This window comes from Henriciella mobilis (assembly GCF_003576315.1).
Lineage (GTDB): Bacteria > Pseudomonadota > Alphaproteobacteria > Caulobacterales > Hyphomonadaceae > Henriciella > Henriciella mobilis.
This window is the reverse complement of sequence record NZ_QWFZ01000035.1, coordinates 69,963-94,459: the sequence shown is the minus strand read 5'-3', so window position 1 is coordinate 94,459 and position 24,497 is coordinate 69,963. Positions and strand designations below refer to the sequence as shown.

Below are 24,497 nucleotides of genomic sequence, written 5' to 3'. Positions count from 1 at the left end.
CATAGCCGACCTGGAGGTCAACGATGGTCTCGTCCAAGGCCTGAGCGCCCGACAGCGAGCCGTCGAAGTTCTGGACTTCGGAGAGGAATTCCGACCGGTGACGCGCGCTCACGCGGGCCCGCCAGCCATGGTTCTCGTAGTAGACGTCGCCAGACCATACCGTGTCGGAGTAGCCTGGGATGGCCAGTGATCCGCCGTTACCGTCGTCGAGCTCATTGTCGGCATAGGTGTAGCTGGCATTGAAGCCAAACCCTTCGAGCGCCGGCGGCAGATAGTCGTCGAGGCTCATTCGGAGCGTCGCCTCGAAGCCTGTGATCGAGCCCTCCGTGAAGTTCTCCGGTCCGCTCAGGACGACCGGTGCGATTTCCGGATTGGCGTCGAGGAAGTCGCCCAGGCCACCGGCCCGGATCGATTGCGTGCCGTCGATCAGGAAGTCGCGCTGGACGACCCAGTCCGTGAGTTCCTTGTGGAAGAGGGCGAATGAGACCGCCGTCGTTGCGCCGAAATACTTCTCGAAGGCGAGGTCGAACGAGGTCGACTTGTAGGGACGCAGGAACGGGTTGCCGCCGCTCTGCGTGAAGCAGGTCCGTCCGGCTTGCGGATTGACCGTGCCAACGGCATCCGGCAGCTGGTCTCCATTCGTATCGGCGCAAACCAGATTGTTGGTCTCCAGAGACTGGTTGGCTGCCAGCTGGTCGAGGCGCGCGCGGGTCAGAGTCTGGGCGGCCGCAGTCCGGATGAAGGTATCCGGCATCACCTCGAAGCTGAGGTTCGCGCTCGGCAGGAAGTTGGTGTAGCTCTCTTCGACATCCTGGATAAACTGGTTGGCGCCAAAGTTAAGCGTTCCAGTCGAGCTCTGCGTCGTATCGATGTACTGGAAGCCAAAATTGCCGCGGACCGGCACGCCGCCAAGCTCGTCATCGATTTTGGCCATGGCGTAGAAGGTCTGGATCTCTTCTTCGACCATCCATTCGGTATCGAACGTCGCCTTTTCCACCGTATAGGTGCCGTCGTTCAGCATGCGGCCGGTGCGGTAGGCGATCATGTCGAAACCGATATCGCCAGAATCCGTCTTGCCCGCGATGGCGTTGGACGGGATGGCGAGCGATCCGTTGACGAAATCCGGACCGGCGCGGAGGAAGGCTTCGTTGGAGTCGAAGGTCTTTTCGCGCTGGGTGTACAGGAAGCCGCCGACCAGGCCGGTGATGAATGGAAGCTCCATGTCGTACTCGGCTTCCAGGCGGATCTGGTCGAGTTCGTCCTCGATCTTCGGCTCTTTGATGAAGCCGACCTGGCCCCAGCCACCCGGATCGGTCAGGAGCACGACCGACGGATCGGTGTAGTCCAGGTCGTGATCGATCGAGTACTCGCCATCATTCGGGAAATTGAAGGTCAGCGTGTCGAAGGGGCCCGCGCCGGCGAAACCGGTGCCGGCATAGGACTCGTAGTCGATGTCATTGCGATCGAGGGTCGAGCGCGAAATGTCACCGGTCAGGGTCAGCCGGTCCGTGACGTCGTAGGACGAGTTGATGCCATAGGCCCAGATTTCGGCCGTATTGCCCTCTTCGTCCGTGCGCAGGATCGGGTTGACCGGAGCGTAAGTGGCGCTGTCGGCAAAGCCGCTTGATCCCGTGATGTTGGTCAGGGCCGGGCTGGAATTGGCCCATGAAGCGACCGGCGTTTCAACACCCCGGAAGATGCCGGAATCCTCAGTATCGGTGTAGAAGGTATCGATTGTCGTGCGCCAGCGATCGGTTGGCTCGAACTGCAGGGAGCCAGCGATGGATGTCCGCTCGAAGTCCCGTGACACGACGCCCGTTCGGGGGTTGTCGGAGGGATACACAAGCCCGGTCGTGCCGTCGATGCTGGTCTGGCCGTCATTGGTTTTCAGCTCGCGCGAGTAGTACTGCGTCGGGTTCGACTGGACCGTGGCGGCGAGCGCCCAGCCGATCGTGCCGGCTTCGTTCTGATCGATATAGGATCCGAAATAGCGGAACCCGTCATCGTCGAAGTCGGGGTTCAGCTGGCCATTGTCATTAACCGTGTACTTGGCCGACAGGTTTATGCGGCGGTCACTGTAATCGAGCGGGCGCACGGTACGCAGGTCGACGGCACCGGCAATGCCGGTCGCTGCGAGGCGCGCATCCGGGGTCTTGTAGACCACGCCCTGCGAGACAAGCTCGGACGGAAACTGGTCGAACTCTACGCCACGATTGTTGCCGGCGGAGACCACCTCACGGCCATTCCAGAGCGCGAGCGAGAAGTCCGGCCCCAGGCCGCGAATGGAAATCTGCTGCGAGCGGCCACGAACGCGCTGAGCGGTGACGCCGGGCAGGCGGGCCAGCGAGTCGGCGATTGAGAGATCCGGCAGCTTGCCGATATCTTCCGCCGAGATGGCCTCGACAATCGACGTCTCGTTCTTTTTCAGGTTGAGAGAGTTCTGGATGGAGCCGCGAATGCCGGACACCGTGACTGTGCTCAGGCGTGCGGTTTCGTCTTCGCCGTCCGCAGCTGTCTCGTCGCCGTTCTGTTGCGAGGCCGCCGGGGCCTCTTCCTGAGCAAAAGCTGCCGAGCTGCTGAACAGCAAGGCACTGCCCGCGACGCCTGCAAGAAGACCCTGCCGGATCGAGTCCGTGAAAATCATATTTTCCTCCCTGACGCTTTGCGCCCGATTTTTTTAACCCGCCCCTGTGTCGCAAAAATTCGCAAACTTTGCAAACGGGAAATCGAAAAAAATTTGTAAAGCCAGCGTATACTACCCGTAAGTGAGGCGAAAAAGCTACAGTTCGCACGGTTTTCGGGGACTCGAAAATAATGCAAAACTTGCAAAAAATAATGCAAACGCAGTGATTGTTTAGCAGATTTTCAGTCATGGCCGGTGTGGTTCGCCCCTCATGGGTAGCCGATGCCGTGTTGGAATCGGGGGCGCGCGCTGAGGGTGTGAGGCCTTCGGCTGAGCCAAAATGCAGCCCGGCTGCGCCGCATGTGTTTCGGGTTTATGGAATGTAAATCTGAATCGGTTTCAGCAGATTGAAACGATTGTCCAAAACCGACCGGGGCGAGTGCGCATGCTCGAGCTTTTCCTGGCGCCTGCTGCTGTTGCAGGCGCTCAACCTGAAACCGTCATCGTTCAGCCTGAGCCACTGCCGCCGGGCGTGCGGCGCATGCTTTCGGCTGCGATGCGTTTTGACGATCCGGAACAGGCAGAAGCTGTCATCTCGGCGGCCAAGTCAGCCTATCCCGACCAGGCCGGTCAGATCGACCGTTTCGTTGAAGAGCTTCAGAAGCCCGTTGCGCCTCTCAAGATTGCGCCACTTGTCGTGGTCGCGCCGGTCGATGTGCAGATCGAGGAAGCGGAGCTGGAGAAGCCCACCTACTGGGATGATCTCAACGCGGAACTCACGCTGAACGCCGTTCAGACCAAGGGCAATTCGGACACCTTCCACCTCGGCATGCACGGCAAGGTCAATCTCATGCGCCGGGCCCAGATCCACAGGCTTGAAGGTTACGGCAATGCGTCCCGGGCCAATGGCGTACAGAACCAGAGGAACTGGGGCGCGTCCTATCAGCTGGATACGCTTTGGACTGACAGGTATTTTGGCTATGTCCGTGGCTCAATTGACCGTGATGCGTTCTCGGGTTTCGAGACCAGCGCATTCGCCGGCGTCGGAGCCGGGACATATCTGGTCCAGCAGGACGCGCTGACGATTCGCAGCGAGCTGGGGCCGGGATACCGTTTGCTGAAGCTGTCGGAAGAGGACAGGAGCATTGACGGCGTTGGCATCTACGGGTCCTTCGAACTCGACTGGGCCGTTAATGAGGACTGGAACTTCGAATTCGACTCCAAGGCCACGCTTTCGGAGCCGACATCGACCTTCAATCCGACGCTTCGTCTGAATGCCGCTGTAACCGACCAGGTGCGCGCGGGCGTCTCATATGACTTCCGGTATGAAACGGACCCGCCCCTGATGAGCGAGAATTACGATTCCAGTCTGAAGTTCGATGTGATGTTCCATTACTGAGCGGAGCCTTCAGCCTGCGCAGCTTTCCTCAAGCGATTCCAGTTCAGCTATGGAAACCGCCATGTCGTGGTCTGACAGGGAATGCTTCTCGGACAATTCATTCCATTGCTGGCGTGATTGAGACACCAGGGCGCAACCTTCAGCCATTTTGCCCGCCTTCAGGTAAATGCCTGCATAGAGGGAGAGGCTGTAGGCCCACTCGCGCTTTGCGCCAAAATTGTCGGGCGATCGCTCGAACTCGTCGAGGCTGTAGCGTTTCGCCTTTGCGGCGGCCGCGATGGCTTCGGCATGCTGGCCTTCATAGGAAAGCGTCTTGGCAATTTCGTCCTGTACGCCGCCTAGCATTCGCTGCAGCCACGCATCGTCAGGATCGTTTGCGAGCAGCTCTTCGGCGATCTCCCGACTGCGGATCATCTCGGCAAGGGCTTCGGCTGGCCGGTTTTCCGAGCGCAGCACAGCGCCGCGTTCATAATGGATCGTCACCAGCGAGCGGTAAGGCTGTATATTCTCAGGATTGTCGCGATACGATTCAAGGCGAAGACGGACGGCCTCATCCCAATAGGGAAGGCTGTCGCTCGAAATGCCTTCCTTGTCCGCCTTGCGGACCAAGGCGCGCGCGACCTCGACATTGATCGACCCTAGCAGGAGTTTCGCTTCCGGTTCATCGGGATAGGTTTCAACCAGCGTTTCGCCCGCCGCGAGCGCATCTTTCAGGATTGCGATGCCTTCCTCGTCCTTGTCCATCCAGGGCAGGGGGACGCCTGACATCATCTTTGCCCGTACGAACTGGCGGTGATCGTCGAAGGGCGCGCCCGGCAACGAGGTCAGCTTCCGGTACATCGCGGCCGATTGCTCAGCCAGCTCATGAGAGCGCTGGTTCTGGTCCGAGGAGACATAGAGATGCGTGGAAAGGGAGAACGCGACTTCGCCCAGCGTGCGAACCGCCTGCCTGTCGTCCGGGTGGCTGTCATAAAGAGATTGCGCTTGTCTGTAGGCCGCTTCCAGCATCTCGCCCGCTTCGTCCCGGCGGCCAAGATTGGCATTCTTGGGATTGCCGAGGATGTCGGCCAGGCGCTTGTATCCCCGGCTGGCTTCAAGCTGGACATCCAGCGATGCGCGGGAGTCGCCGCTCAGCGAGTCCAGATAGGTCTGGGCCTCGTCGGCCAGTATTGAGATGGCATGGGTATTCCCGGAAACCTTCTCCATCTCGTCATAGAGGTCGAACATCATGAAGGTTGCGAGTTCCCGGACATCGTCGAATCGCGCATCGGCGGCCATCCGGTTTTCGCTCGCTGAGCGGTAAAGGGCCGTCATGGTGATCAGGCCGCCAATCAGGGCCAGTGTTGCCAAGGCTGTCGCCGTTGCGCCGATGCGGTGACGGCTGAGATACTTGCTAATCCGGTAAGGCGTACCGCCCTCGCGAGCTGCAACAACATAGCCCTTGCGATAGCTGGTCACGTCTTCCAGCAGGCTGTCGACCGAGGGGTAGCGGTCTTTCGGATCGCGCGCTGTCGACTTTGCGATGATCGCGTCGAGATCCCTGTCCCGCATGGTTTCGGGGAGCAGGGCGGCGAGGATCTTGCCGAGGGAAAAGATGTCAGAAAGCGTATTTGCACCGCTGCCGGTGGCGCGTTCAGGGGCGGCAAATCCTGGCGTATAACTGAGCATCTCCGGATTGATCGCGTTGGCGGTTTCCTCCTCGTCCTCATGCGGCTTTGCGATCCCAAAATCGATCAGTTTCACATAGCCCTCAGGGGTGACGAGGACGTTGTTTGGTGTGATATCTCGATGGATGATGAGGTTCTGGTGGGCATGCCGTACCGCGTCACAAAGGTCGTCAAAAAGCGACAGCCTGGCATCCCGGGCGAGCGAGCGCTCATCGGCCCAGTCGGTGATCGCCATACCGTTGACGCGCTCCATCACGATGAAGGGCGCGCCGTCTTCGGTCTGGCCGCCATCATAGAGGCGGGCGATGTGGGGATGGTTGAGCCGTGCGAGGATGCGCCGTTCCCGCTGGAAGCGCTCGACGAGCGAGTCCGACAGCGCGCCTGGGCGCACGACCTTTATGGCGACGACGTGGTCGAAGTCCTCTGTGTCCCGGTGGCCTTCATAGACTGCTCCCATGCCTCCCTGACCGATCAGACCGGTGATGCGGTAGGCGCCGACGCGTTCTGGAAGGGGGGCGTCCTGGTGGTCCGTGGCGGCGCCGCCGGTCCGCAGAAGGCTGGCATGTCCGGTATCCGCATTGAGCAGCGCGCGAACACGGGCCAGCAAGGCGGTGTCGTCCCCGCAGGCGTCCTTGATCCACGCTTCGCGGCTGTCCGAGGACTGGTCGAGCGCCTCGGAAAAAATCGTCATCGCCTTGGCGTCAAGCGAATCCGTGCTCATCCCGGGCTGCGTCCTGAAGGCTGTCCAGCAGCCAGGCGCGAGCCACCCGCCACTGGCGCTTGATGGTTGAAACAGACGACCCGGTGACTTCCGATATGTCCTCAAGGCTCAAGCCGCCAAAATAGCGAAGCTCGACGATTTCGGCTTTCTCGGAATCGATCACATTGAGGCGGATAAGTGCCTTTTCGAGGATATCCAGTTCAACGCTGTGAAGCCCGCCATCAGCGATCCTCGACACCAGCGTGACCTTGCGGTGACCGCGCTTGCCGGACTTTTTCTTGCGGGCATGATCAATCAGGGCGCGGCGCATGGCGCGCGCCGACAATGCAAGAAAGTGTGCCTTATCGGTCCACTCGATCTGATCCATATGGATCAGCCGGACAACCGCTTCATGTACAAGGTCACCCGTCGAAAGAGACGCGTTGCTTTCGGATCTCAGCAAAGCGGCTGAAACCTGTCGCAATTCGGAATAGAGCAGCTCGAACAGCCGGTCGCGGGCCGCCAGGTCGCCCTCGCGCCACGCGGACAGCAAGTCCTTTGCCGCAGCTGCATCTACAGTTTCCATGCGCGTCCTCCTCGACTGGAAGCCTTCCATAGTTGCGAGCCAATCGCAAGTCTGCTGCCAAATCGCGCGCCGCAAAAATATTTTCGGCCTTGTGACCCGTTCTGCGCCCGGGCTGCGCCTCCTTCTATAGACCCGACGCATTTCGAGGACGCAGACATGCAGGAGACACTGGACCAAATCCCGCCCGAGGCCTGGCCGCTGATCACGCTTCTATTGAACGTGACCATGGCGGTGGCCGCGGTCTGGCTGGCTTTGACGGTATTCGTCTGGTGGCGGCGCTCGGCGTCCAATCTGACCCCGGTCCAGTCGGCTGGAAAGAACAAGGCGGCCCAGCCGGACTTTCTGAAAGTCGATCACGCGGCCCGCGAGGCAGCGATTGCACGCGGGGCGGCCTATGATGAGGCGCTGGAAAAGCGGGCGAGGGAAGAAGCCATGGTGGGCAAGCGCCGGCCGGTTTCCCTGGCCGGCCGTCTGGCGGGTCTCGTTAGCTTCCTGATGTCCGTCTTCACCTTGGCCACCATGATTTATGGCGCGATCTTCCAGGTCAGCCGCATGGGCTCGATGATGCAGGAGTACTCCTCCATCGAGCGGATGGGGGCGGTGATCGCCAACCATCCCATCGCCTTCGCCGTGACATCGCTTGTCATCATCGTTCACGTCTACCGCTTTTTCAAAAGCCGCCAATGGCAGGAGGGCTGATCCATGGCCTCGCAACCACTCGTACTGACCGACCCGGACCTGCTTGCGGAATTTGTCCGTGAATCCGAATTCAAGGCGTTTCTTGAAAAGCGCTTTGCGACCCCGCCGGATCTTGCTGCGCTCCTGTTCCGCAATGGTGAGCTGATCGACACCTACAAGGGTGCGCACTTTTCAGCAGGTGGGCTGGTAAACGCCGTAAAAAGCGTCGTCGGCGGATCAAGTCATATCGCGATGATGCTCGCCGACCTGAAACCGTTCCAGGTCCAGCTTCCGGTCTTCGGGACGTCCAAGGACGATGTCTACATTGAGGGGCTGGCGACGCTGGAGCTGCAGCTCGACCCGGACAAGCCGTCCAATATCCTTGGCCTGATGAGCGGCGTGTCCCGAAATGAGAGCGATGGGGCTTCGAAGGAATCCGCGCCCTCGGCCGGGCGAAAGAGCCTCTCGCGGATGGATGTGCTGGAACGCATTGCGCCGCATTTCTCCGACCGGGTGATGGAAGCGGCGCTGCGTCAAGTGAACGCCGAGGATATCCGCGGCGAGCGCGGCCTGCAGGACAAGATCCAGGCGGACATGATGCAGGAAGCCGAACGCGTTTGCGGCGATATCGGCGTCATGGTGCGGGCCGTATCAGTGGAGTGGGCGCTTAGCGATGTCGAACGAGAAGCTCTTCTCCGCGCCCGTCTGAACCGCGAGCAGGACATGCTCGACCACCAGCTGTCGCTGCTGAAGCGGGAGGTGGAACGCCAGTCCGAAGCGACCGAGATTCGGGTTACCGCCAATGTCGACATGGCCAAGCTCGAAAGCGCCAGCGAGGATGAGCTTGCTCACATGGTGCTCAACAGCGAAGTCGCTTTCCTGGACGCGCGCGAGCAGGCGACACGCCGCCAGGAAATGGAGGCGCTTGCCCACGAAATCGAGGTGTTGCGGACCGAACGCGCGGCCAAGCTTGAAAACGACCTCGCCGAAGCGAGCCACCTGACCGACCTGACATCGGAAGCCAGCCGGCTGCGCACCGTCGAGCGCGAAATCGAGCTCCTCGATGCCAAGCACGTCGCCGAGATGAAGAAGATCGGCGCGTTTACCGATGTCGAGATCAGGGAACGCAGCGAGCGGATGGAGCTCGAACTCGCCCGCATCGCGCAGGAGCAGTCTGCCGCCAATCTGCGCAGCCTCATGGACATCGAGCATTCAGGCAAGGACCGCGATACCGACCGCGATATTCGCGGCAAGAAAGCCGATACCGAAAACGAAATCGCGAAGGTGCGGGCAGACACCGACTTCCGGACTGCGCAGCTGCAGGCCGGCGCGAAGATGTCGCCGGAGCAGATTATGGCGATCAATGCGGGCCTGTCGCCGGATGTTGCCAACGTCCTGATTGAGCAGGCCCGGGCAAAAGCCGGTGGCGGCGAAAGCACCATGGAGGCCATGCGCGAACTGGTCAGGGGCGCCGCCGAGGAGCGCGAAGCGGGCCGGCGCCATGAACTCGACATTCTCAAGGCAGGTATGGCCGGGGCCACTGGCGTTGCCCACGGTGCAGGCGGCAAGTCCGGTCATGAGCATGATAGCGGGCTGGAGACCTCTCCGACGACGGTCGATTGTCCGAAGTGCGGGCGAACCCTGCCGGCCAAGGCGAATTTCTGCACCGGCTGCGGACACAAGCTGCGGACCTGATGACATGAGTGCGCCGTCTTCCTCCCATAACCTTCCCGAGCGCACTCAGCAGCCCTGCTGCTACACGTCGGCGCTCGAAGAGGATGCGACGTTCTGCGGTGAATGCGGCAAGCCGTTGATCCGGTGCATGGCGTTCGAGGAATGCGGTGGCCTGCTCGACGATGCGGGACGGTGCACGGTGTGCGTGTCACCGCACCTCCAGATGGCGGCGGGCGCGCAGACTGAAGCGCGTATCGGTGAGGCCGTCGCCATACCTCTGCTGCTGGCAAACCGCTCAGGCGTGGGCCGCCCATTGTTCGTAACGTCCGTATGGAGCAGCGAAGGCTACGGCGAGTGGCGTGAGGTCGATCTCGGCTGGGAGCGGCTGCATGCCGGCGAGCAAAGGCCCTTTTCGGTTCGCACCGATCCGCTGGGTCTGGCCGGCATTCATGGACTGGAAGTCCTGATTGCCGTGTCGAGCCACTGGCGGTGGCGCCAGGAGGCCTTCGTCTTTGCCGCTTCACTGACCATCGAGGTCAAGGATGACAGCAAGGCTGCCGCGCCCGTTGTAAATATTGGCGGGCAGAGCGCCGGGCACGGCAACACGGTCTACATTTCGGGGCAGGGGGCTTCGGATACCGTCGCTAAGCGGTCGACTGAAGCGGTCGACCTTGCGCTTGTCCGGGCAGAGAAGCACGAACGCAGGCTGGGACTTCGGGGGACCAGTGAGATGGTGTGGGTGCCGAGAGGCGCCCGCCTTGCGTGGGAGGGGTTTCCGGACGCGGAAACCCCTTTTCCCGGCCCCATCCTGACATCGGACGGCATTCTTTCGGCTGGCCGCAGCCGGACCCGAAGCCAGGGTGGTCCAGGCGATATACGTCTGCTCGTCCGCGACGAGGCCGGCAACATCGACCGTGACCTGAGCCAGCAGATCTCGCGCCGCCATTTCGAGCTCTACATCGAATGTGACCGCCTGATCCTGCGTGTAACGGGCGGTGGCGGTGTCTCAGTCAATGGCAAGGGCTATGGCCGCGACAAGACCGTGGTCCTCAGTGATGGCGACGAGATCGCGCCGCTGCGCGCTGCCGAGAACAAGTTTCGCCTGAAGGCCCGCTTTCAAAAGGAACACGGCCGGGTGACCGACATCACTTTCCAGGGCCTTCCGCCCGTTGCCTGATGGAACAGACCTCATGACGACCTGCAGCAAATGCCAGCACGCAATGAGCGAAGACGACAGCTTCTGCCCGGAATGCGGCGAACCTGTTCACGAGAAGCCCGCTTCAGTGGACGTCTCCGCCATGCAGACGGTGGGCGGGCTGGAAACCCTCGACGATACGGGCACGGTTTCACCGAGCTCGAGAAAGCAGCCGGAGCTAGCGCCCGGAACCGTCTTCGCCGGACGCTATACCATTGAGGACGTTGTCGGGCGCGGGGGCATGGGCGTGGTCTACCGCGCCGATGACAAGCTGGCAAAGAAGCAGGTTGCGCTGAAGCTGATCCGGCCCGAACGCCTCGCTGGATCGAATGCCGTCGACCGGCTGATCTCTGAAGGCATCACGGCACGCGACATCCGCCATCCCAATATTGTCGCTGTGTATGATGTCGGTGAAGAGGCCGGCCAGCCTTTCGTGTCGATGGAGTATCTCGACGGGCAGTCGCTTCGCGCCTGGCATCGCCAGAAGGTACAGGCACGTGAGGATGTTCCGTTGCGGGTTGCGGCCCGTATCATCGCCGAAATCCTGGATGGGCTGAAGGCGGCCCATGCAGCCGGGGTTATCCACCGTGACCTCAAGCCCGAAAACATCATCCTGGCGGGGGAACCGGACGACAAGGCCGCGCCGCTCAAGATCCTTGACTTCGGCATCGCCCGCGCAGCCGGCGGGACGGTAGACAGCGGCACAGGAACCGGCCTCGGCACGCCGCGCTATATGGCGCCCGAGCAGATTACCAATCCTGATGCTGCCGGGCCGTCAGCCGATCTCTATTCGGTTTCGGTGATCTTCTATGAATTGCTGGTCGATGTCCTGCCACAGGGTCACTGGCAGCCGCCGTCCGGCGGTCGTTCGGATGTGCCGGCCGATATCGATGCGCTGATCGAGAAGGGGCTTTCGAACCGCCCGGCCAACCGGCCGCAGAGCGCGGAGGACTATCGCTCGGCACTGGTGGACGCCGTCAATCTGGGGCGCCCACCAGCTCCCGATCCTCGGCCTACACCAGGGCCGGTCGGCCCTGGCGGCAAGATCAAGCCCTGGTGGTATGTGGCCGGCGCCGGCGTAGCGGGTGTCGTCCTGATCGCGGCGGTCTGGCCTGAAGATGTTATCGACGACGATCCCTGTGTCGGTCTCGTTGGCGACAGCTGGCGGATGTGCATGGGCTATGATGTCAATGACGATCCCGATCCGGTTCCTGACCCTGATGACGACGATGGTCCGCCATACTCACCGCCACCGCCTCCGCCGCCACCCGTGCGGGCGCTGAACGGTCAATGGAATGACGGTTCGGGCATCGTCTACGACATCCGCATGTCCGATAGCGGCCAGTTCAGCGGAGACGGCTATGGAATGGATGGCGGCTACTACACGATCAGGGGGTCCTTGTCGGGTTCGAACGGGACCTATGTCGTCTCCGCACCGGCCATGGGGCTCTCGCTGCAAGGCCGGGCCAGCTGGGACCGTCAGTGCCACATTTCCTATCAGACCTTCGACCCGTCGGGCACGACGATTGTGGCCCAGGGTCAGATGCATGTGAATCATAATCCGGGGGAGCCGTGTCCATGACCGATGACAAGAAGACATTCGGCCGGCCAACCCATTGCTGGAACTGCAACTCTCCGCTGCCGGTCTTCACCTATCAGTGCGGCATTTGCCAGACAGACAATACGCCCATTTTCACTTCTGGAGCAGGAGGTTCCATGGCCGACTTCACAAACTACAAGCTGACCGGCTGCATCTTCGACAAGACGGCGCCCGCCGCCCCGGAACTGATCGCGTCGAGCATGCGGCTGCCCCGGCAGGTCGACCTGCGCATCCATTGCTCGCCGATCGAGGACCAGCTCACCACGTCTTCGTGTGTCGGCAATGCCGTGGTCGGCGCGCTGGAGTTCCACCAGAAGAAGGCCGGCCTTCCGGTCACCGACATGTCGCGCCTTTTCGTCTATTACAATGCCCGTGCGCTCTCGGGCACGCAGGGACAGGACAGCGGCACTTTAATCCATCACGGCATGGCCTCAATGCTCGCGCACGGCATTTGCGAAGCTGCGCTCTGGCCATTCGACCTGCAGCGCGTGACGCAGGCGCCGCCTAAAGCCTGTTACGAAAATGCGCAGAAATATGAGGCTGTTCAGTATGCCCGCACCCCGCGCGGCGAGTCGGCCCTCAAGGCGCTGGCGCAGGGCCTGCCGATCGTCTTCGGCATGTTTGCACCGATGAACTACTACAACCACGCCAATGAGACCGGCGTCATGCCGAAGCCCGACCAGGTGCCCAACAACCAGCCGCCCGCTGGGCATTCCATGCTGATCGTCGGGTATGACTTGGATGACAACACCTGGCTCGTGCGCAACAGCTGGGGCGTGCGATTTGCGGAGAATGGGTATCTGCGGATCCCCTTCGAGACCATGGACGCCTGGGCGCCGGAAGAGGCGTTCTGGACCATTGGCGCCATCGAGCAGGCTGAAGGATTCAAGCTGGCAGGGCCCAGTATGAACGAGGCCATGAAGAGTGTCGGCATTGACCCTGAAGAGATGACCGTGGGCGGCTCGACACTGGACAAGCTGCGCGCCGACTTGCGCGGGCGGCTGTCGAGCGACCTGGAAACGGCCAAGCGCGATTTCAGGGATCGCCTGCGCGGCAAGAAATAAGGTCAGTTCCGGCAGAGCAGACGCCGAGCGCCTGAAGTCTTGTCAGTCCCGGAATGAAACGGCCAGGACATGCTGCGAACGTATACAGGCGCCATTCGCGGGCGTATGACGCATTCGAAGTAGCGTGGGATTTGCATGAAGGGGATCAAATCGAGCCCCACGGAGTATTTCCTTGTCGGATGCATCACCTGGTCAGGCCCGGCGGCAAGTCGGTCTTCTAGCGGTCATGGGCGTTGTCGCGCGGCTTTGCGCGCAGATGATGCTGCTTGTCCTGCTCCTGCTGGCTGGCCGCTTCCTGACGGTCGAACTCTTCGGTATCTTTGTCCTGTCGTCGATCCTGATGAATTTCGGCGTGATCCAGATGTATTCGGGCATCTATCACTTCGTGCTCCGGGAGCCTGCCTTCGAGCAGACCAAGGGAACGGCTTTTACCCTTCAGATGATGTTCTCGCTGGCGTTCGCAGCTTTCATCCTGGCCTGTTCGCTTGGCGTGTACCTGCTCGGCTGGGGCGATCTTCTCGCGCAACTCATGGCGTTTACCGCCGGTATGCCGATCCTCGCGCTGATCGCGAGCTGGCAAGAGGCGGTGCTGCTACGAAAAGGGGACGTGAAGTTCTACTATGGTGCGCTGATCTGCTCGGAGATCGCAGGGTTCACCGTTTCCGTGCTGATGCTCGTCAACGGTCTTGGGGTATGGGCGCTGATCGTCAACCGCTATGTCGCTTCGGGCCTGATGGCCGCAGCGCTTTGCTGGAAATGCGGCCTGCTGCCAAAGCCGGAATGGTCGCGCGACGACGCGCGCAAGATCGTCAGTTTTGCAACGCCTCTCTATGGAAATTCCGCACTGGCCTACTTCACCTCCTCCGGCGCGGACATTGTCCTCGGCGGATTCCTCACCGCGCGCGCCGTTGGCCTGTTCCGCATGGGCTCGCGTACTGCCGGGGCGGCATTTGACCTGTTCGCGCAGACCTTCCGCATCCTGACCTGGCAGGCCGTCGGCCGCATGGCGCGTGAAAAGCGCCTGTCAGCCGAGCTCTGGACGAGCCTGCTGGTCATCAACCTCTCCATCATGCTCTTTGTACTTGGCTCTCTCAGCCTGCTCTCGCATGAGCTCATCGCCGTCATGCTCGGTGGCGAGTGGATGGCCATGGTGCCGGTTCTTCAGATCCTGTGCTGGGCCAAGATCATCACGTCGGCTGACCAGATCGTCAGCGCACAGCTGGCGGCGGCGGGTCACACCGCCTTCCTGTTCCGCTCGCGGGTACTTGAGGCGATCATCCTTCTTGTGGCGCTACTCTGCACCGTTCACTTCGGTATTATTGCGGTTGCCTTCGGCATGTTTCCGTCCGCTCTGGTCTATGTTCTTCGCCTGACGCACAAGCTGACGCGCCTGACGGACACCACCATGCTGGCTGTTGGCCGGGCTGTGCTGCCTGGGCTTGCGCTTGGCGCAGCGGGTCTGCTGGTTGTTTTTGGCGCGTCCATGCTGCTCGAGGCGCAAGGACCGATCGTAACCATTGCGGTCACGGCAATTGTCGGTGTGGTGACCTATGTCGTCACGGCTTTTGTCGCGATGCGAACCTGGACACTGGGCCTGCTTCATACGGTGAGCACGGCCATCCTGCCGGCCAGTGAGAATGAGCCGGCAAGCAGCTAGGCTTCTGCCGTAAGCGCTGTGCCACCAGTCTGCATGGTTCTTGCTTCAGGGGAATAATTGCGTCACGAGTAAAGCAGTGGCGATGTCCATGGGGATGAATTTGACGCGCCAGTTGGGGATAGAATGTCGTCCGGCAAGCTCGCCGTATCGCCAGATGCGGGAGATTGGCCGTGAGCATTGAACTTATTGGCCTGATCACCTTTGGCCTTGGCGTACTTGCCGTTTTGCGCTCAAGCGCCATGGCGCTCACGCTGGCAAGCTGTATGGGCCTCCTGGGCGCGGCATCCGCCATGTCGTTTGGCAGCGCCAATATTACGCCGGGCCACCTCAGCCTTGGCTTTCTCGTCCTGGCTGTCCTGATCCGGAACAGGGGGTTCGATTTTGCGACCGTGGCGATGCAGCAGGGCCGGCCGGGCTTTCTGCTGCTGCTGCTGTGCATTTGGGGCTTCAGCTCCAGCATTCTGATGCCGCGGCTTTTCGCCGGCGAATTCATGGTTTTCCCGATGAACGCCGACCGGAAGTTCATCATCGAAGTGCCGCTCTATCCATCGGGCGCCAACTTCAACCAGGCGGTCTACTTTGCCGCGTCTCTGTTCATTTTCGCAGCCGTCTCGTCGATGGCGCGTACCAATGAGATGCTGAAAAAGGCCGGCGGGGCGCTGATCATTGCGAGTGCGCTCAACCTGGTCATCGTGCTCGTGGACACCGCCACCTTCGCCGTTGGCGCGAGCAATGTTCTCGATTTCATCCGGAACGCAGACTACTCGCAGAACTTCTCGCACAAATTCATGGGCGTTAAGCGGGTCACCGGCGCGTTTCCTGAGGCCGCGACCTTCGCGACCTTCAGCGTCGGCCTGTTCGCCTTCAACTTCCGTCTGTGGCGCGGCGGCGTGCGCCCGGAAGTCACCGGCCTGATCGCGCTGCTCACCTTCTTCTCAATCCTTTTCGCGTTTTCCTCGACCGGCTATCTCGCACTGATCTGCTATCTGTCAGTTGCATATGCGCGGTCGCTGGCGAAGACCGATGGCCGTCGTTCGCTGGCGGCACGCTCGTCGACCAACCGGATTATCTTCATCTCGCTCGGCCCGCTCACCGCGCTTGGCGCAGCCACCGCTGTTGCCATCAAGCCCGACCTGATCGCGCCGATCCTCGAGACTTTCGACCAGTCCATCACCAACAAGCTCGGAAGCGCCAGCGGTGTTGAACGCTCGTCCTGGAACATGGGTGGCCTGGAGGCCTTCGTGAACAGTTTCGGCCTGGGCGCTGGTCTAGGCAGTGTCCGCACGTCCAGCTTCCTCGTCGGCGTGATTGCCAATCTGGGGATTATCGGACTTGTCCTGTTCGGCCTGTTCTTCATGCGCCTGTTCCTGGAGGATGTCTCGAAGCGTTCGCGCCTAGCCGACGATGAGGCCCAGCAATACGCTTCGGCCGGACGGGCAGGCTGTTTCGCTATCCTGATCGCGGCGTGTGTATCCTCGTCGACGGTGGATCTCGGTATCCACTTCTACGTGATGGCGGGTATCGCCTGTGCATCGGTATTCTACCGAAAGGGTGTATTGCATTACTATGTGGAGCCGCCAGAACCGGCACAGGCAGCGCCGGGGACGCGGGCGCGTCCCGCGCTCAACCCGGGACCTGCCTCCTCATAGGCATTCGCAAAGGCTGGAATGGGGCACAGCCGGCTGGGTGGTTTTTGCGCAGGACTTCGCCAGTCAGACGAATCTTGAGGCAGTCACTAGCAGTTTGCGCGCAATCGAATGACGCGAGGCCCTTTTTTTCCTAGTCTCTATTGCGCAGTTGGCGCGCCAATTGCACAATCGGATCGGGTGTCTCGATATCTCGCAGATCAAGCCGGGACACTCGTTAGGGGACACTGATGAGGGGCAATTCAGCTTTCATCGGTACATTGCAACATCTTATGGACGTGGAAGGGGACGCCATGTTGTTCAAATACGATCCAGGTTCTGCTCACGAGACTTTCAAGAAGCAGGGCTATGTTCATCTCAAGGACGTTCTGTCTGACGAGTTCGTCAGCGAACTGAAGGGTTTCTACGAGGATTCCCAGAGCAATCAGCTCAACGAAGCGCAGAACTGGAAGATCTACGGCAAGAAGCGCCAATATGTCTTCGAGTTCAAGTCGCAGGAAGCTGCAAATGAATTCCGCGACGGTCTGTCAGCACTCACAGGCATCGACAAGGATGGCTTCACGATTTCCGAACGCCACCTGAAGGTCTATGACGAGGCGGCCGATCCGTGGCCGGCGCCGCACAAGGACCGGGCAGCATCGGCTGTGTCCATCGGTCTTCCGGTGCACCTGTCTGAAGGCTCCACGGTTTGCGTCTTTCCGGAGCTGCAATTCGGTCCGAATACGGAAGAGCGTGCGGTCTTCCTGACCGATCGCGACCACCCGGATCTCGAACACGTTTACCAGAAAGAGACAGCCGTCATGCTGCACGAAGAGATCGGTGATCTTATCGTCTTCCTCGGCTCGTCGATCTTCCATGAGCGCGTGAAGCCAGCCGGCACGGCCATCCTTTACATCAAGGCAAATGGCGACGGCCGCGATCCGCTCGGTGAAAACATCTTCGGCGAAAAAGAAGCCGAAGTTACACCGGCATAGAAGCCGGATATCGAAACGGTCTGAATTCAGGGACGTATTCAGCACCAGTAGCGTATAAGGGGACAATTACATGGCAGAGAAACTGAAATCGGCAGAAATGACGCCCGGACCGGGCTTCATGATCCGGACAAACTTTCCGCGGCCGCCGAAGGAAATCATCGAAGGGTTCGCAGAGTTTGAAACGGCCGACGTATCAGACAGCCTGAATCGCCTTTACGCGATGAGTGGTGAAATCTCGAACCTGTCCAACGACAAGGAACTGCTTGGCCCAGCCCTCACGGTCAAGTGCTATCCAGGTGATAATCTGATGATCCACAAGACGCTGGACATCGCAAAGCCTGGTGACGTGGTTGTCGTTGACTGCAGTGGCGCGATGACGAACGCCGTGTTTGGTGACCTGGTCGCCAACAAGGCCAAGCATCGCGGCATTGCTGGCTTCATTATCGATGGCCTGATCCGTGACCTTCCGGGCGTTCAGGAAACCGGCCTTCCGGTTTTCGCGCGCGGCACCACACCGTTCGGCCCGCTTCATCGCGGCCCGGGCGAGATCAACACGGCGATCTGCTGCGGCGGTGTTGTCGTCAATCCAGGCGACATCATCAAGGCAGACCTGACCGGTATCGCGGTTGTTCCGCGTGACTACGGTCCGGAGATCCTCAGCCGCCTTCGCGCAAGCAAGGTGCGTCAGGCTGAGTATGTCGAAAACGTGAAACGCGGGATTTTCTCGAATGCGTGGGTTGATGACCAGCTCCGCAGCACGGGATGCGCGTTTAACGACTGATAGCTAACCTCCTGATGGTCTGGAAGACTTTTGCTCATGCCGGTTCAACCCGCCACTCGCGTCTGGCTGCGCAACAAACGCCGCTTGCTCGATGCCCAGGCCGGACTCGCGCGACGGCGCTTCCGGACCGTCAGGAATAGTTTCTACAAGGCACTCTGGTCCGAGGCTGCCGAAAAGGTCGGCGCGACAGCCGAACGCCGCGCCAACGGACTGGTCCAGATCAGCCGAGGCGATCGGGCGACCTTTGTCGACCATTCCGACCTGATGCTCGACAGCCAGGTGACCCTGCGGCTTATGGCCAACAAGGCCATGACGTTCGAATTCATGGCGAAGGCCGATGTGCGGACACCCGCCTTCGAGAACTTCACGCTGGCAACACTGTCCAAGGCCGAGAAATTCCTCGCCAGCCAGTCCGGCCCGATCGTGATCAAGCCCGCTGACGGTACAGGCGGCGGGCGCGGCGTGACCACCGGCATCACGACCGAACACGCGCTTCAGGTGGCCGCCCGTCACGCGGCCGGCTTCAATCAGGCGCTCATGGCCGAAGAACAGCTGACCGGAGACAACTACCGTATTCTCTATCTCGACGGCGAATTCATTGATGCCGTCCGCCGGGATTCGCCAACGGTCACCGGCGATGGCAGCTCAAGCGTGTCGGCGCTGGTCAAGGCGGAGAATGAACGCCGCCTCGCCATGGATCCGATCACAGCGCTCAGCCCGCTGATCCTCGACCAGGAGAGCCGGAACACGCTGGCTGCCGAGGGCCGGAATTCCGGTTATGTGCCGAAGGCCGGAGAAGTGGTCCGGGTCAAACTGGCGGTCAATGAGAACGCAGCCGCGCAGAACCATGTCGTACGCGATCAGGTCCATCCTGAAATAATCGAAGCCGGCGCCCGGCTCGCCAAGGCATTCGGCGTGAGATTTGCAGGGCTCGACGTGACAGCGGACGATATTTCCGTGCCGCTTAAGGAAGGGGGCGTGATCTTCAACGAGATCAACGTCAATCCGGGGATACATCACCACTATCTGGTCGCGAATGACGACCAGAAGGCGGATGTGGCTGCGGTCCTTCTTGAGAAGATGTTCGAAACGGGATCGGGAACGATTCAGATATGACCAAGATTAATACCAGCACCCCCGTCATCCTGCTCGGAGGACGCGAAAATGCTGTGGCCGTCGCCCGCAATCTGGGCCGGCTTGGTGTGCATGTCACGGCCACGGGGCTTCCTGGGTGCCGGTCTATGGATTCCAAGTACACCCGGCAGACATTTCCTGTGCCGGAAGGAAACACCGCGCCCTATTACTGGCGAAAGCTGCTGCTGGAAGATCAGCTCGAGACGCTGAAGGGCAGTATCATCTTTGCCTTCTGCGATGAGTCGCTGGCCTTCATGGAAGCTAACCACAAGGCCCTGTCAGAACACTACCGCGTCGAGGAATTCGTTCCCGAGCTGCGCCGGACCATGCTGGACAAGCAGGCCACGCTCGCGCTTGCGCGCAAGGTCGATGTGCCGACGCCGAACTATTGGGAAATCAAGTCCGATCTGGACGTGCTGAACATCCGTGAAGAGATCAAGTTTCCGGTCATGGTGAAGCCGCTGGATTCCTACGCCTTCATCCATGAATTCGGGACCAAGCTTTTCATCGTCGAGGACAGCTTCGAGGAAGTCGTCGAGAAGGTCGCGCTGGCGCGTTCGCGCGGGCAGGACGTGATGGTGGTCGAGATGATCCCCGGCCCGGATGACCTGCTGAGCAGCTACTACACCTACCGCACCGCCGATGGCGTTTGCCTCTTCGACTATACTAAGAGCGTCATCCGCCGCTGGCCGATGAACAAGGGCGGCGGCTGCTTCCACCAGTCCGAATGGCTCCCGGAAACCGCAGAGCTCGGCCGCCTTCTGTTTGAAAGCATTGGCTGGCAGGGCATGGGCAATGTCGAGTTCAAGCGCGACACCCGCGACGGCAAGCTCAAGATCATCGAGGTCAATGCGCGGTTCACCGCAGCCCACCGCCTCGTCACGGAAGCCGGAGCACCGATCGATGAGATGATCTATTGCCACCTGACCGGCCAGCCGGTTCAGGAATTCAGGACGTACTCCCAGAAACTCCGCCTCTGGTATCCAGATCGGGACTTCATGGCCATGCGCGAACAGAGCAAGCTCGGCATCATGGGCCCATTTTCCTGGGCAAAGACAGTGCTGGGCCAGCCCTTTATCCTGCCATATTTCAGCGTGAGAGACCCGATGCCGACCCTGGCAGAGGCGTGGGGCAACGTGTCCAAGGTCTTTTCGAAAGTGGCTAATGTGTTCAAGGCACAAGGACGCCATGCGGATTCGAGGCGCTGAACTCTATCTGGTTACCCGGCGGGTGATGATCGCTGCTGGCGTCGATGCCGAGCAGGCCGACGCCGTGACCGACAACCTCGTCTGGTGTGACAAGGTCGAACGCCGCAATCATGGCGTTGAACGCCTGCCGATACTTCTGAAGCGTGTGGCCGCTGGCGGCATCAAGTGTCCGCCGGCGCCCGTCTTCACCGAGCTCGCGCCCAGCGCGCATCACCTCGATGGCGACAATGGCTTCGGACACTATGCCGGACGGCTGGCCGTCGACCGCGCCTGCGACATCGCAGCCAGGCAGGGCGTCGGCGTTGTAGGTGTGACCGGCAGCAACTTTTTTGGCGCGGGCGCCTACTATGCCGAGCTGGCCGCGCGCCGGGGCATGATCAGTCTTGTCCTCAGCAATTCCTTTCCGAAGGTCGCCGCGCCGGGTGGCCTCGATGCGGTACTCGGCACCAACCCGTTTACTTTTGGCGCGCCGCGCCGTGATGGCCGCTCCATCCTGGTCGACATGTCGACCGCTGCGGTGGCCGGATCGACGGTTCGCGAAAAGGCCGCCAAGGGCGAGATGTTCGAGCCGGGTGTCGCTATCGACGCGGCCGGAGACCCCATCCTCGACCCGAACAAGGTTATGGCGGGCACACTCCTGCCAGCGGCCGGCGGCAAGGGCTTTGGCCTTGCCATCCTTGTCGAGATCCTGAGCGCGGTCCTGACTGGCGCCGGCATCTCGCGCGAGCTTGGCTCAATGTACAAGCATGTCGATGCGGGCGGGAAGAATGGGCATTTCATCCTGGCGCTCGATGCTGCGCGCTGGATGCCGATGGACGATTTTTATGCGCGCATGGACATGCTGTCTGGCGTCATTGCAGCTTCGGGCGGGGACCGCGATGTCCGGATGCCGGGCGACGCCCGCTGGGCGGCGTTTGCCGAGAGCGAAAAGAACGGGATCGACCTCGAGCCGGCCACGCTGGCGGCGTTTGAGGATCTGGCCGAAGCGTACAATGTCCAGCTTCCCTGGAAGGGGGCGAGTCAATGACGCTTCGGGTCGCTATCCTCTGTACGGGTCCTGATACCCTGGCGCCGTGGATGCTGCGGCTGGCCGAGGGTATCTGCAGGGCGCCGGAACTTGAACTGTGCGGCTTCCTGGTTTCGGATAGCCAGGCATTGTCGTCCCGGAGCGGTCCGCTCTTCAAGGCATGGTGGGCCTTTGAAAGCCGGCTCCTTGCCAAGCCGCAAGCGGCTGAAACCGAGCTGTTCGATCAGGCCCGCGCAACGCTGAAAACCGGCGAGGCCAACGTTGACGGCGTTGCTGTGCTGAAGCCCGACGTCGTGATCGACCTGACGGCGGGCGGCGATGCAGATGCCATCGCGTCCGACGTGCCGCTTGGCGTCTGGTCGGTGGATGTGTCGCGTGAAAGCCTCGGCGCCGGCGCGATGCAGGCGATTGTGAAGAAGACGCCTGTGACGGAGGTCACCCTCTTGCGGACGCCGGGCGGCGGGAAGGCTAAGACCCTGGTCTCGTCGGCGGCGCTCAACACCAAGTTTGTGGTAACCCGCAATCACCTCTTCATGTGCGAAAAGGCGGTTGCCCTGATCCTGCGCGAATTGAAGCGCGCCGAGCGCGGCGGCCTGCATCTGGACCAGCTCGCCGAAGCGCCGCAGCCGCGACGCACGCCGGGGACGCTGGACCTGCTGGTCTACCTGACCAAGTTTACCGGCGGCATGATGGCGCGCCTCGTCGAGAAGGTTGCGACCAAGGTAGGGCTGCGGCCCGGCATGTTCTTCCTGAAGACCAGTGAAAGCGCCTTTGCCGACGCCGATCCGTCGGCCATGCGCTCGCATCCGACGCCGGCCAATGAATACTATGCCGACCCGTTCCTATGGGAGCGGGATGGCGAGACATGGTGCTTTTTCGAAGTCTATGACTACACGACAGGCCGCGGCCATCTGAGTGCGGGCCGGTTCGAGGATGGCGCGCTGGCGGATGTTCGCCCTGTGCTAAAGACGGATTACCACCTGTCCTTCCCGTTCCTGTTCGAGCATGACGGCGATCTCTTCATGATGCCGGAGACATGTGGTGCGCACCGTATCGAAACCTGGCGCTGCATCGAATTCCCGGACCGGTGGGAGCGTGAGGCCACAATCCTCGACAATGTGATTGCAGCCGATTCCAGCCTCGCGCAGATCGGCGATGACTGGTGGTTGTTCACCAACATTTCGAACGATCCGTTCGGCGAGATGAATTCCGAACTGCATCTCTACAAGGTCGACGGGCCGGGCATGAAGACGCTGACGCCACATGCGCTCAACCCCGTCGTCTTCGACTCGCGCACGGCCCGCAATGGCGGGCGTATCCTCGAGCGGGATGGCGCCTATTACCGCATCTCGCAGGACAATTCCCATGGCCGCTATGGCTATGGCCTCAACGTCATGAAGATCGACCACATCTCGCTCGACGATTACCAGGAGACGATAGTGCGCAAGATTGAGCCGGACTTCGAACCGGGCGTGATCGGCTGCCATCACATGGATGCACGCGGCGATACGGTCGTCATGGATGTCCGCCGACAGGTCGGCGGGTTTGCAAGCGCGCGGCGTTCGCCCGCAAGGAGCCGGCATGGATAAGATCGACCGCATTGTCGTTATCCACGACTACAGCATTGCCGAAGGCGGTGCTGGCATTCTCGCGCTGAAGGCGGTCGAGCAGTACCGAGCGCGCGGCTATCCTGTGACGCTGCTGACGGGGCAGGCGACGACCGACCATCTCGAAGATCTTGGTGTCACGGTCAGCGGCCTGAACTCCCAGGGCCTGCTGGAGCGCTCGGCGCTTCAGGCCATGCGCGACGGCATCCATAACTCCAACACGGTGGCGATGATCGGCCGGTGGATTGCCGAGCATGATACGCCGGGAACCGTCTACCATCTCAACAACTGGGCGCAGATCCTGTCGCCGACCATCTACAAGGCGCTACGACCGGTGGCCGACCGGACGCTGGTGACCTGCCATGACTTTTTCAATGTCTGCCCGAACGGGTCTTTCCTGCACTTCGGCAAGTCTGAGCCGTGCGACGCCAAACCGATGTCGACAGCCTGCTTCATGAAGCAGTGCGACCGGCGCAATGCGATCCACAAATACTGGCGCTTTGCCCGCCACATGCACCTGAACCGCATCGCACAATTCGATCAAAGCCCGTCTACCTTCTCCTTCATTCATGAAGAGATGCGCCTGAAGTTTCGCCGCGCCGGGTTTTCGGCGCCCGATACGGTGGTCATTCCCAATCCGGTTGATGCGTGGACAAATGCCCGCATTCGCGCGGAAAAGAATGCCGGTTACCTGTTTGTCGGCCGGCTTGGACGCGACAAGGGCGCCGATATCGCGCTCAAGGCGACGTCCGATGCCGGCACGACCATCACCATGGTCGGCAGCGGTGAGCTGGAGCGTGAGGCGTCGCGCAATTTCCCGCATGCCCGCCTGACAGGCTGGCTGCAACCGGGCGAGATTGCGCAATATGCCCGCAAGGCGAGAGCGCTGATCGTGCCGAGCCGGGTGACCGAGCCGTTCGGCCTGGTCATCCTCGAGGCGGCCATGAGCGGGCTCCCGGTCATCGTTTCGGACTCAGCCTACCTCTCAACGGATGTCGAACATCTCGGATTCGGGCGGCGCTTCTCGGTCAATGATCCGCGCCGCCTGGTTGAGCTGCTCGAAATGTTCTCGCATGATGACAGCCTGATCGAGAAGATGAGCCACAAGGCCTATGAGCATGCGCCCTCGCTCTGCCACACGGCAGCGAGCTGGACCGATGCGCATATCGACGTCTTCAACCAGAAACTCTCGCGCGCCAGTGTGCCGAGCAGCCGCCAGCTTGAAGCCCGCGAGAATGCGCTGCGTGGCATTCCGAGCCATTCGCCGTTTAGCTAGT

At 61.1% G+C, this 24,497-nt stretch carries 18 protein-coding genes; 15 read left to right on the top strand and 3 right to left on the bottom strand.

The window, feature by feature from the left end; genetic code table 11:
* Positions 1-2,644, bottom strand: a 2,644-nt coding sequence (locus D1227_RS16680; protein ID WP_119405487.1) for a TonB-dependent receptor, incomplete at its 3' end; no start/stop codon positions are given.
* A gap of 424 nt (positions 2,645-3,068) precedes the next feature.
* Between D1227_RS16680 and D1227_RS16675 the strand changes: the two genes are divergently transcribed.
* Positions 3,069-4,022: a DUF481 domain-containing protein gene (locus tag D1227_RS16675; RefSeq protein ID WP_158586700.1), complete on the top strand. Its 954-nt coding sequence runs from the start codon at positions 3,069-3,071 to the stop codon at positions 4,020-4,022.
* Between the two features lie 9 nt (positions 4,023-4,031).
* Here D1227_RS16675 and D1227_RS16670 read toward each other — a convergent pair whose 3' ends face one another.
* On the bottom strand, positions 4,032-6,410 hold the full coding sequence (locus D1227_RS16670) for a serine/threonine protein kinase (RefSeq protein WP_119405486.1): 2,379 nt from the start codon (positions 6,408-6,410) through the stop codon (positions 4,032-4,034).
* Positions 6,391-6,975, bottom strand: a complete 585-nt coding sequence (locus D1227_RS16665) for an ECF-type sigma factor (protein ID WP_119375155.1) — start codon at positions 6,973-6,975, stop codon at positions 6,391-6,393. The genes D1227_RS16670 and D1227_RS16665 overlap by 20 nt, the downstream gene beginning before the upstream one ends.
* A 156-nt stretch (positions 6,976-7,131) precedes the next feature.
* On the opposite strand from D1227_RS16665, the gene D1227_RS16660 reads away from it, so the two are divergent.
* From D1227_RS16660 to D1227_RS16595, 14 genes are all read left to right on the top strand, one after another.
* Entirely contained in the window at positions 7,132-7,674 is a 543-nt protein-coding gene (locus D1227_RS16660) for a hypothetical protein (protein ID WP_119405485.1), read from the top strand.
* A gap of 3 nt (positions 7,675-7,677) precedes the next feature.
* A complete protein-coding gene (locus D1227_RS16655) occupies positions 7,678-9,348 on the top strand; it encodes a zinc ribbon domain-containing protein (RefSeq protein WP_119405484.1) in 1,671 nt (556 codons plus the stop codon).
* A 4-nt stretch (positions 9,349-9,352) separates the two neighbouring features.
* A complete protein-coding gene (locus D1227_RS16650) occupies positions 9,353-10,504 on the top strand; it encodes an FHA domain-containing protein (RefSeq protein ID WP_158586699.1) in 1,152 nt (383 codons plus the stop codon).
* A gap of 13 nt (positions 10,505-10,517) precedes the next feature.
* Positions 10,518-12,104, top strand: a complete 1,587-nt coding sequence (locus D1227_RS16645; RefSeq protein WP_119405482.1) for a serine/threonine-protein kinase — start codon at positions 10,518-10,520, stop codon at positions 12,102-12,104.
* Positions 12,101-13,186, top strand: a complete 1,086-nt coding sequence (locus tag D1227_RS16640) for a C1 family peptidase (RefSeq protein WP_119375160.1) — start codon at positions 12,101-12,103, stop codon at positions 13,184-13,186. The genes D1227_RS16645 and D1227_RS16640 overlap by 4 nt, the downstream gene beginning before the upstream one ends.
* A gap of 172 nt (positions 13,187-13,358) precedes the next feature.
* Complete coding sequence (locus tag D1227_RS16635; protein ID WP_147372666.1) at positions 13,359-14,843, top strand: oligosaccharide flippase family protein; 1,485 nt, start codon at positions 13,359-13,361, stop codon at positions 14,841-14,843.
* Between the two features lie 170 nt (positions 14,844-15,013).
* The gene (locus D1227_RS16630; RefSeq protein WP_147373347.1) at positions 15,014-16,492 is read left to right on the top strand and encodes a hypothetical protein; all 1,479 of its coding nucleotides are present in this window, start codon (positions 15,014-15,016) and stop codon (positions 16,490-16,492) included.
* 290 nt (positions 16,493-16,782) lie between these two features.
* A complete protein-coding gene (locus D1227_RS16625) occupies positions 16,783-17,463 on the top strand; it encodes a hypothetical protein (RefSeq protein ID WP_147372668.1) in 681 nt (226 codons plus the stop codon).
* 70 nt (positions 17,464-17,533) lie between these two features.
* Positions 17,534-18,244, top strand: coding sequence for an RraA family protein (locus D1227_RS16620; protein ID WP_119375164.1), 711 nt, complete (start codon positions 17,534-17,536; stop codon positions 18,242-18,244).
* 36 nt (positions 18,245-18,280) lie between these two features.
* Positions 18,281-19,360, top strand: a complete 1,080-nt coding sequence (locus tag D1227_RS16615; protein WP_119405480.1) for a cyanophycin synthetase — start codon at positions 18,281-18,283, stop codon at positions 19,358-19,360.
* Complete coding sequence (locus D1227_RS16610; RefSeq protein ID WP_119405479.1) at positions 19,357-20,586, top strand: carboxylate--amine ligase; 1,230 nt, start codon at positions 19,357-19,359, stop codon at positions 20,584-20,586. Before D1227_RS16615 ends, D1227_RS16610 begins: the two co-directional genes overlap by 4 nt.
* The gene (locus D1227_RS16605; RefSeq protein WP_158586698.1) at positions 20,567-21,613 is read left to right on the top strand and encodes an Ldh family oxidoreductase; all 1,047 of its coding nucleotides are present in this window, start codon (positions 20,567-20,569) and stop codon (positions 21,611-21,613) included. The genes D1227_RS16610 and D1227_RS16605 overlap by 20 nt, the downstream gene beginning before the upstream one ends.
* The gene (locus D1227_RS16600) at positions 21,610-23,202 is read left to right on the top strand and encodes a glucosamine inositolphosphorylceramide transferase family protein (protein WP_119405477.1); all 1,593 of its coding nucleotides are present in this window, start codon (positions 21,610-21,612) and stop codon (positions 23,200-23,202) included. The genes D1227_RS16605 and D1227_RS16600 overlap by 4 nt, the downstream gene beginning before the upstream one ends.
* A complete protein-coding gene (locus tag D1227_RS16595) occupies positions 23,195-24,496 on the top strand; it encodes a glycosyltransferase family 4 protein (protein ID WP_119405476.1) in 1,302 nt (433 codons plus the stop codon). The genes D1227_RS16600 and D1227_RS16595 overlap by 8 nt, the downstream gene beginning before the upstream one ends.
* The last annotated feature ends 1 nt before the right edge of the window (position 24,497 follow it).

Excerpts from the sequence above, each read along its gene's own strand:
- D1227_RS16600 (WP_119405477.1), top strand. The coding sequence starts at position 21,610 with ATGACGCTTCGGGTCGCTATCCTCTGTACGGGTCCTGATACCCTGGCG.
- D1227_RS16675 (WP_158586700.1), top strand. The coding sequence starts at position 3,069 with ATGCTCGAGCTTTTCCTGGCGCCTGCTGCTGTTGCAGGCGCTCAACCT.
- D1227_RS16610 (WP_119405479.1), top strand. The coding sequence starts at position 19,357 with ATGACCAAGATTAATACCAGCACCCCCGTCATCCTGCTCGGAGGACGC.
- D1227_RS16640 (WP_119375160.1), top strand. The coding sequence starts at position 12,101 with ATGACCGATGACAAGAAGACATTCGGCCGGCCAACCCATTGCTGGAAC.
- D1227_RS16595 (WP_119405476.1), top strand. The coding sequence starts at position 23,195 with ATGGATAAGATCGACCGCATTGTCGTTATCCACGACTACAGCATTGCC.
- D1227_RS16620 (WP_119375164.1), top strand. The coding sequence starts at position 17,534 with ATGGCAGAGAAACTGAAATCGGCAGAAATGACGCCCGGACCGGGCTTC.
- D1227_RS16625 (WP_147372668.1), top strand. The coding sequence starts at position 16,783 with ATGTTGTTCAAATACGATCCAGGTTCTGCTCACGAGACTTTCAAGAAG.
- D1227_RS16665 (WP_119375155.1), bottom strand. The coding sequence starts at position 6,975 with ATGGAAACTGTAGATGCAGCTGCGGCAAAGGACTTGCTGTCCGCGTGG.
- D1227_RS16650 (WP_158586699.1), top strand. The coding sequence starts at position 9,353 with ATGAGTGCGCCGTCTTCCTCCCATAACCTTCCCGAGCGCACTCAGCAG.
- D1227_RS16655 (WP_119405484.1), top strand. The coding sequence starts at position 7,678 with ATGGCCTCGCAACCACTCGTACTGACCGACCCGGACCTGCTTGCGGAA.
- D1227_RS16615 (WP_119405480.1), top strand. The coding sequence starts at position 18,281 with ATGCCGGTTCAACCCGCCACTCGCGTCTGGCTGCGCAACAAACGCCGC.
- D1227_RS16660 (WP_119405485.1), top strand. The coding sequence starts at position 7,132 with ATGCAGGAGACACTGGACCAAATCCCGCCCGAGGCCTGGCCGCTGATC.
- D1227_RS16670 (WP_119405486.1), bottom strand. The coding sequence starts at position 6,410 with ATGAGCACGGATTCGCTTGACGCCAAGGCGATGACGATTTTTTCCGAG.
- D1227_RS16605 (WP_158586698.1), top strand. The coding sequence starts at position 20,567 with ATGCGGATTCGAGGCGCTGAACTCTATCTGGTTACCCGGCGGGTGATG.
- D1227_RS16645 (WP_119405482.1), top strand. The coding sequence starts at position 10,518 with ATGACGACCTGCAGCAAATGCCAGCACGCAATGAGCGAAGACGACAGC.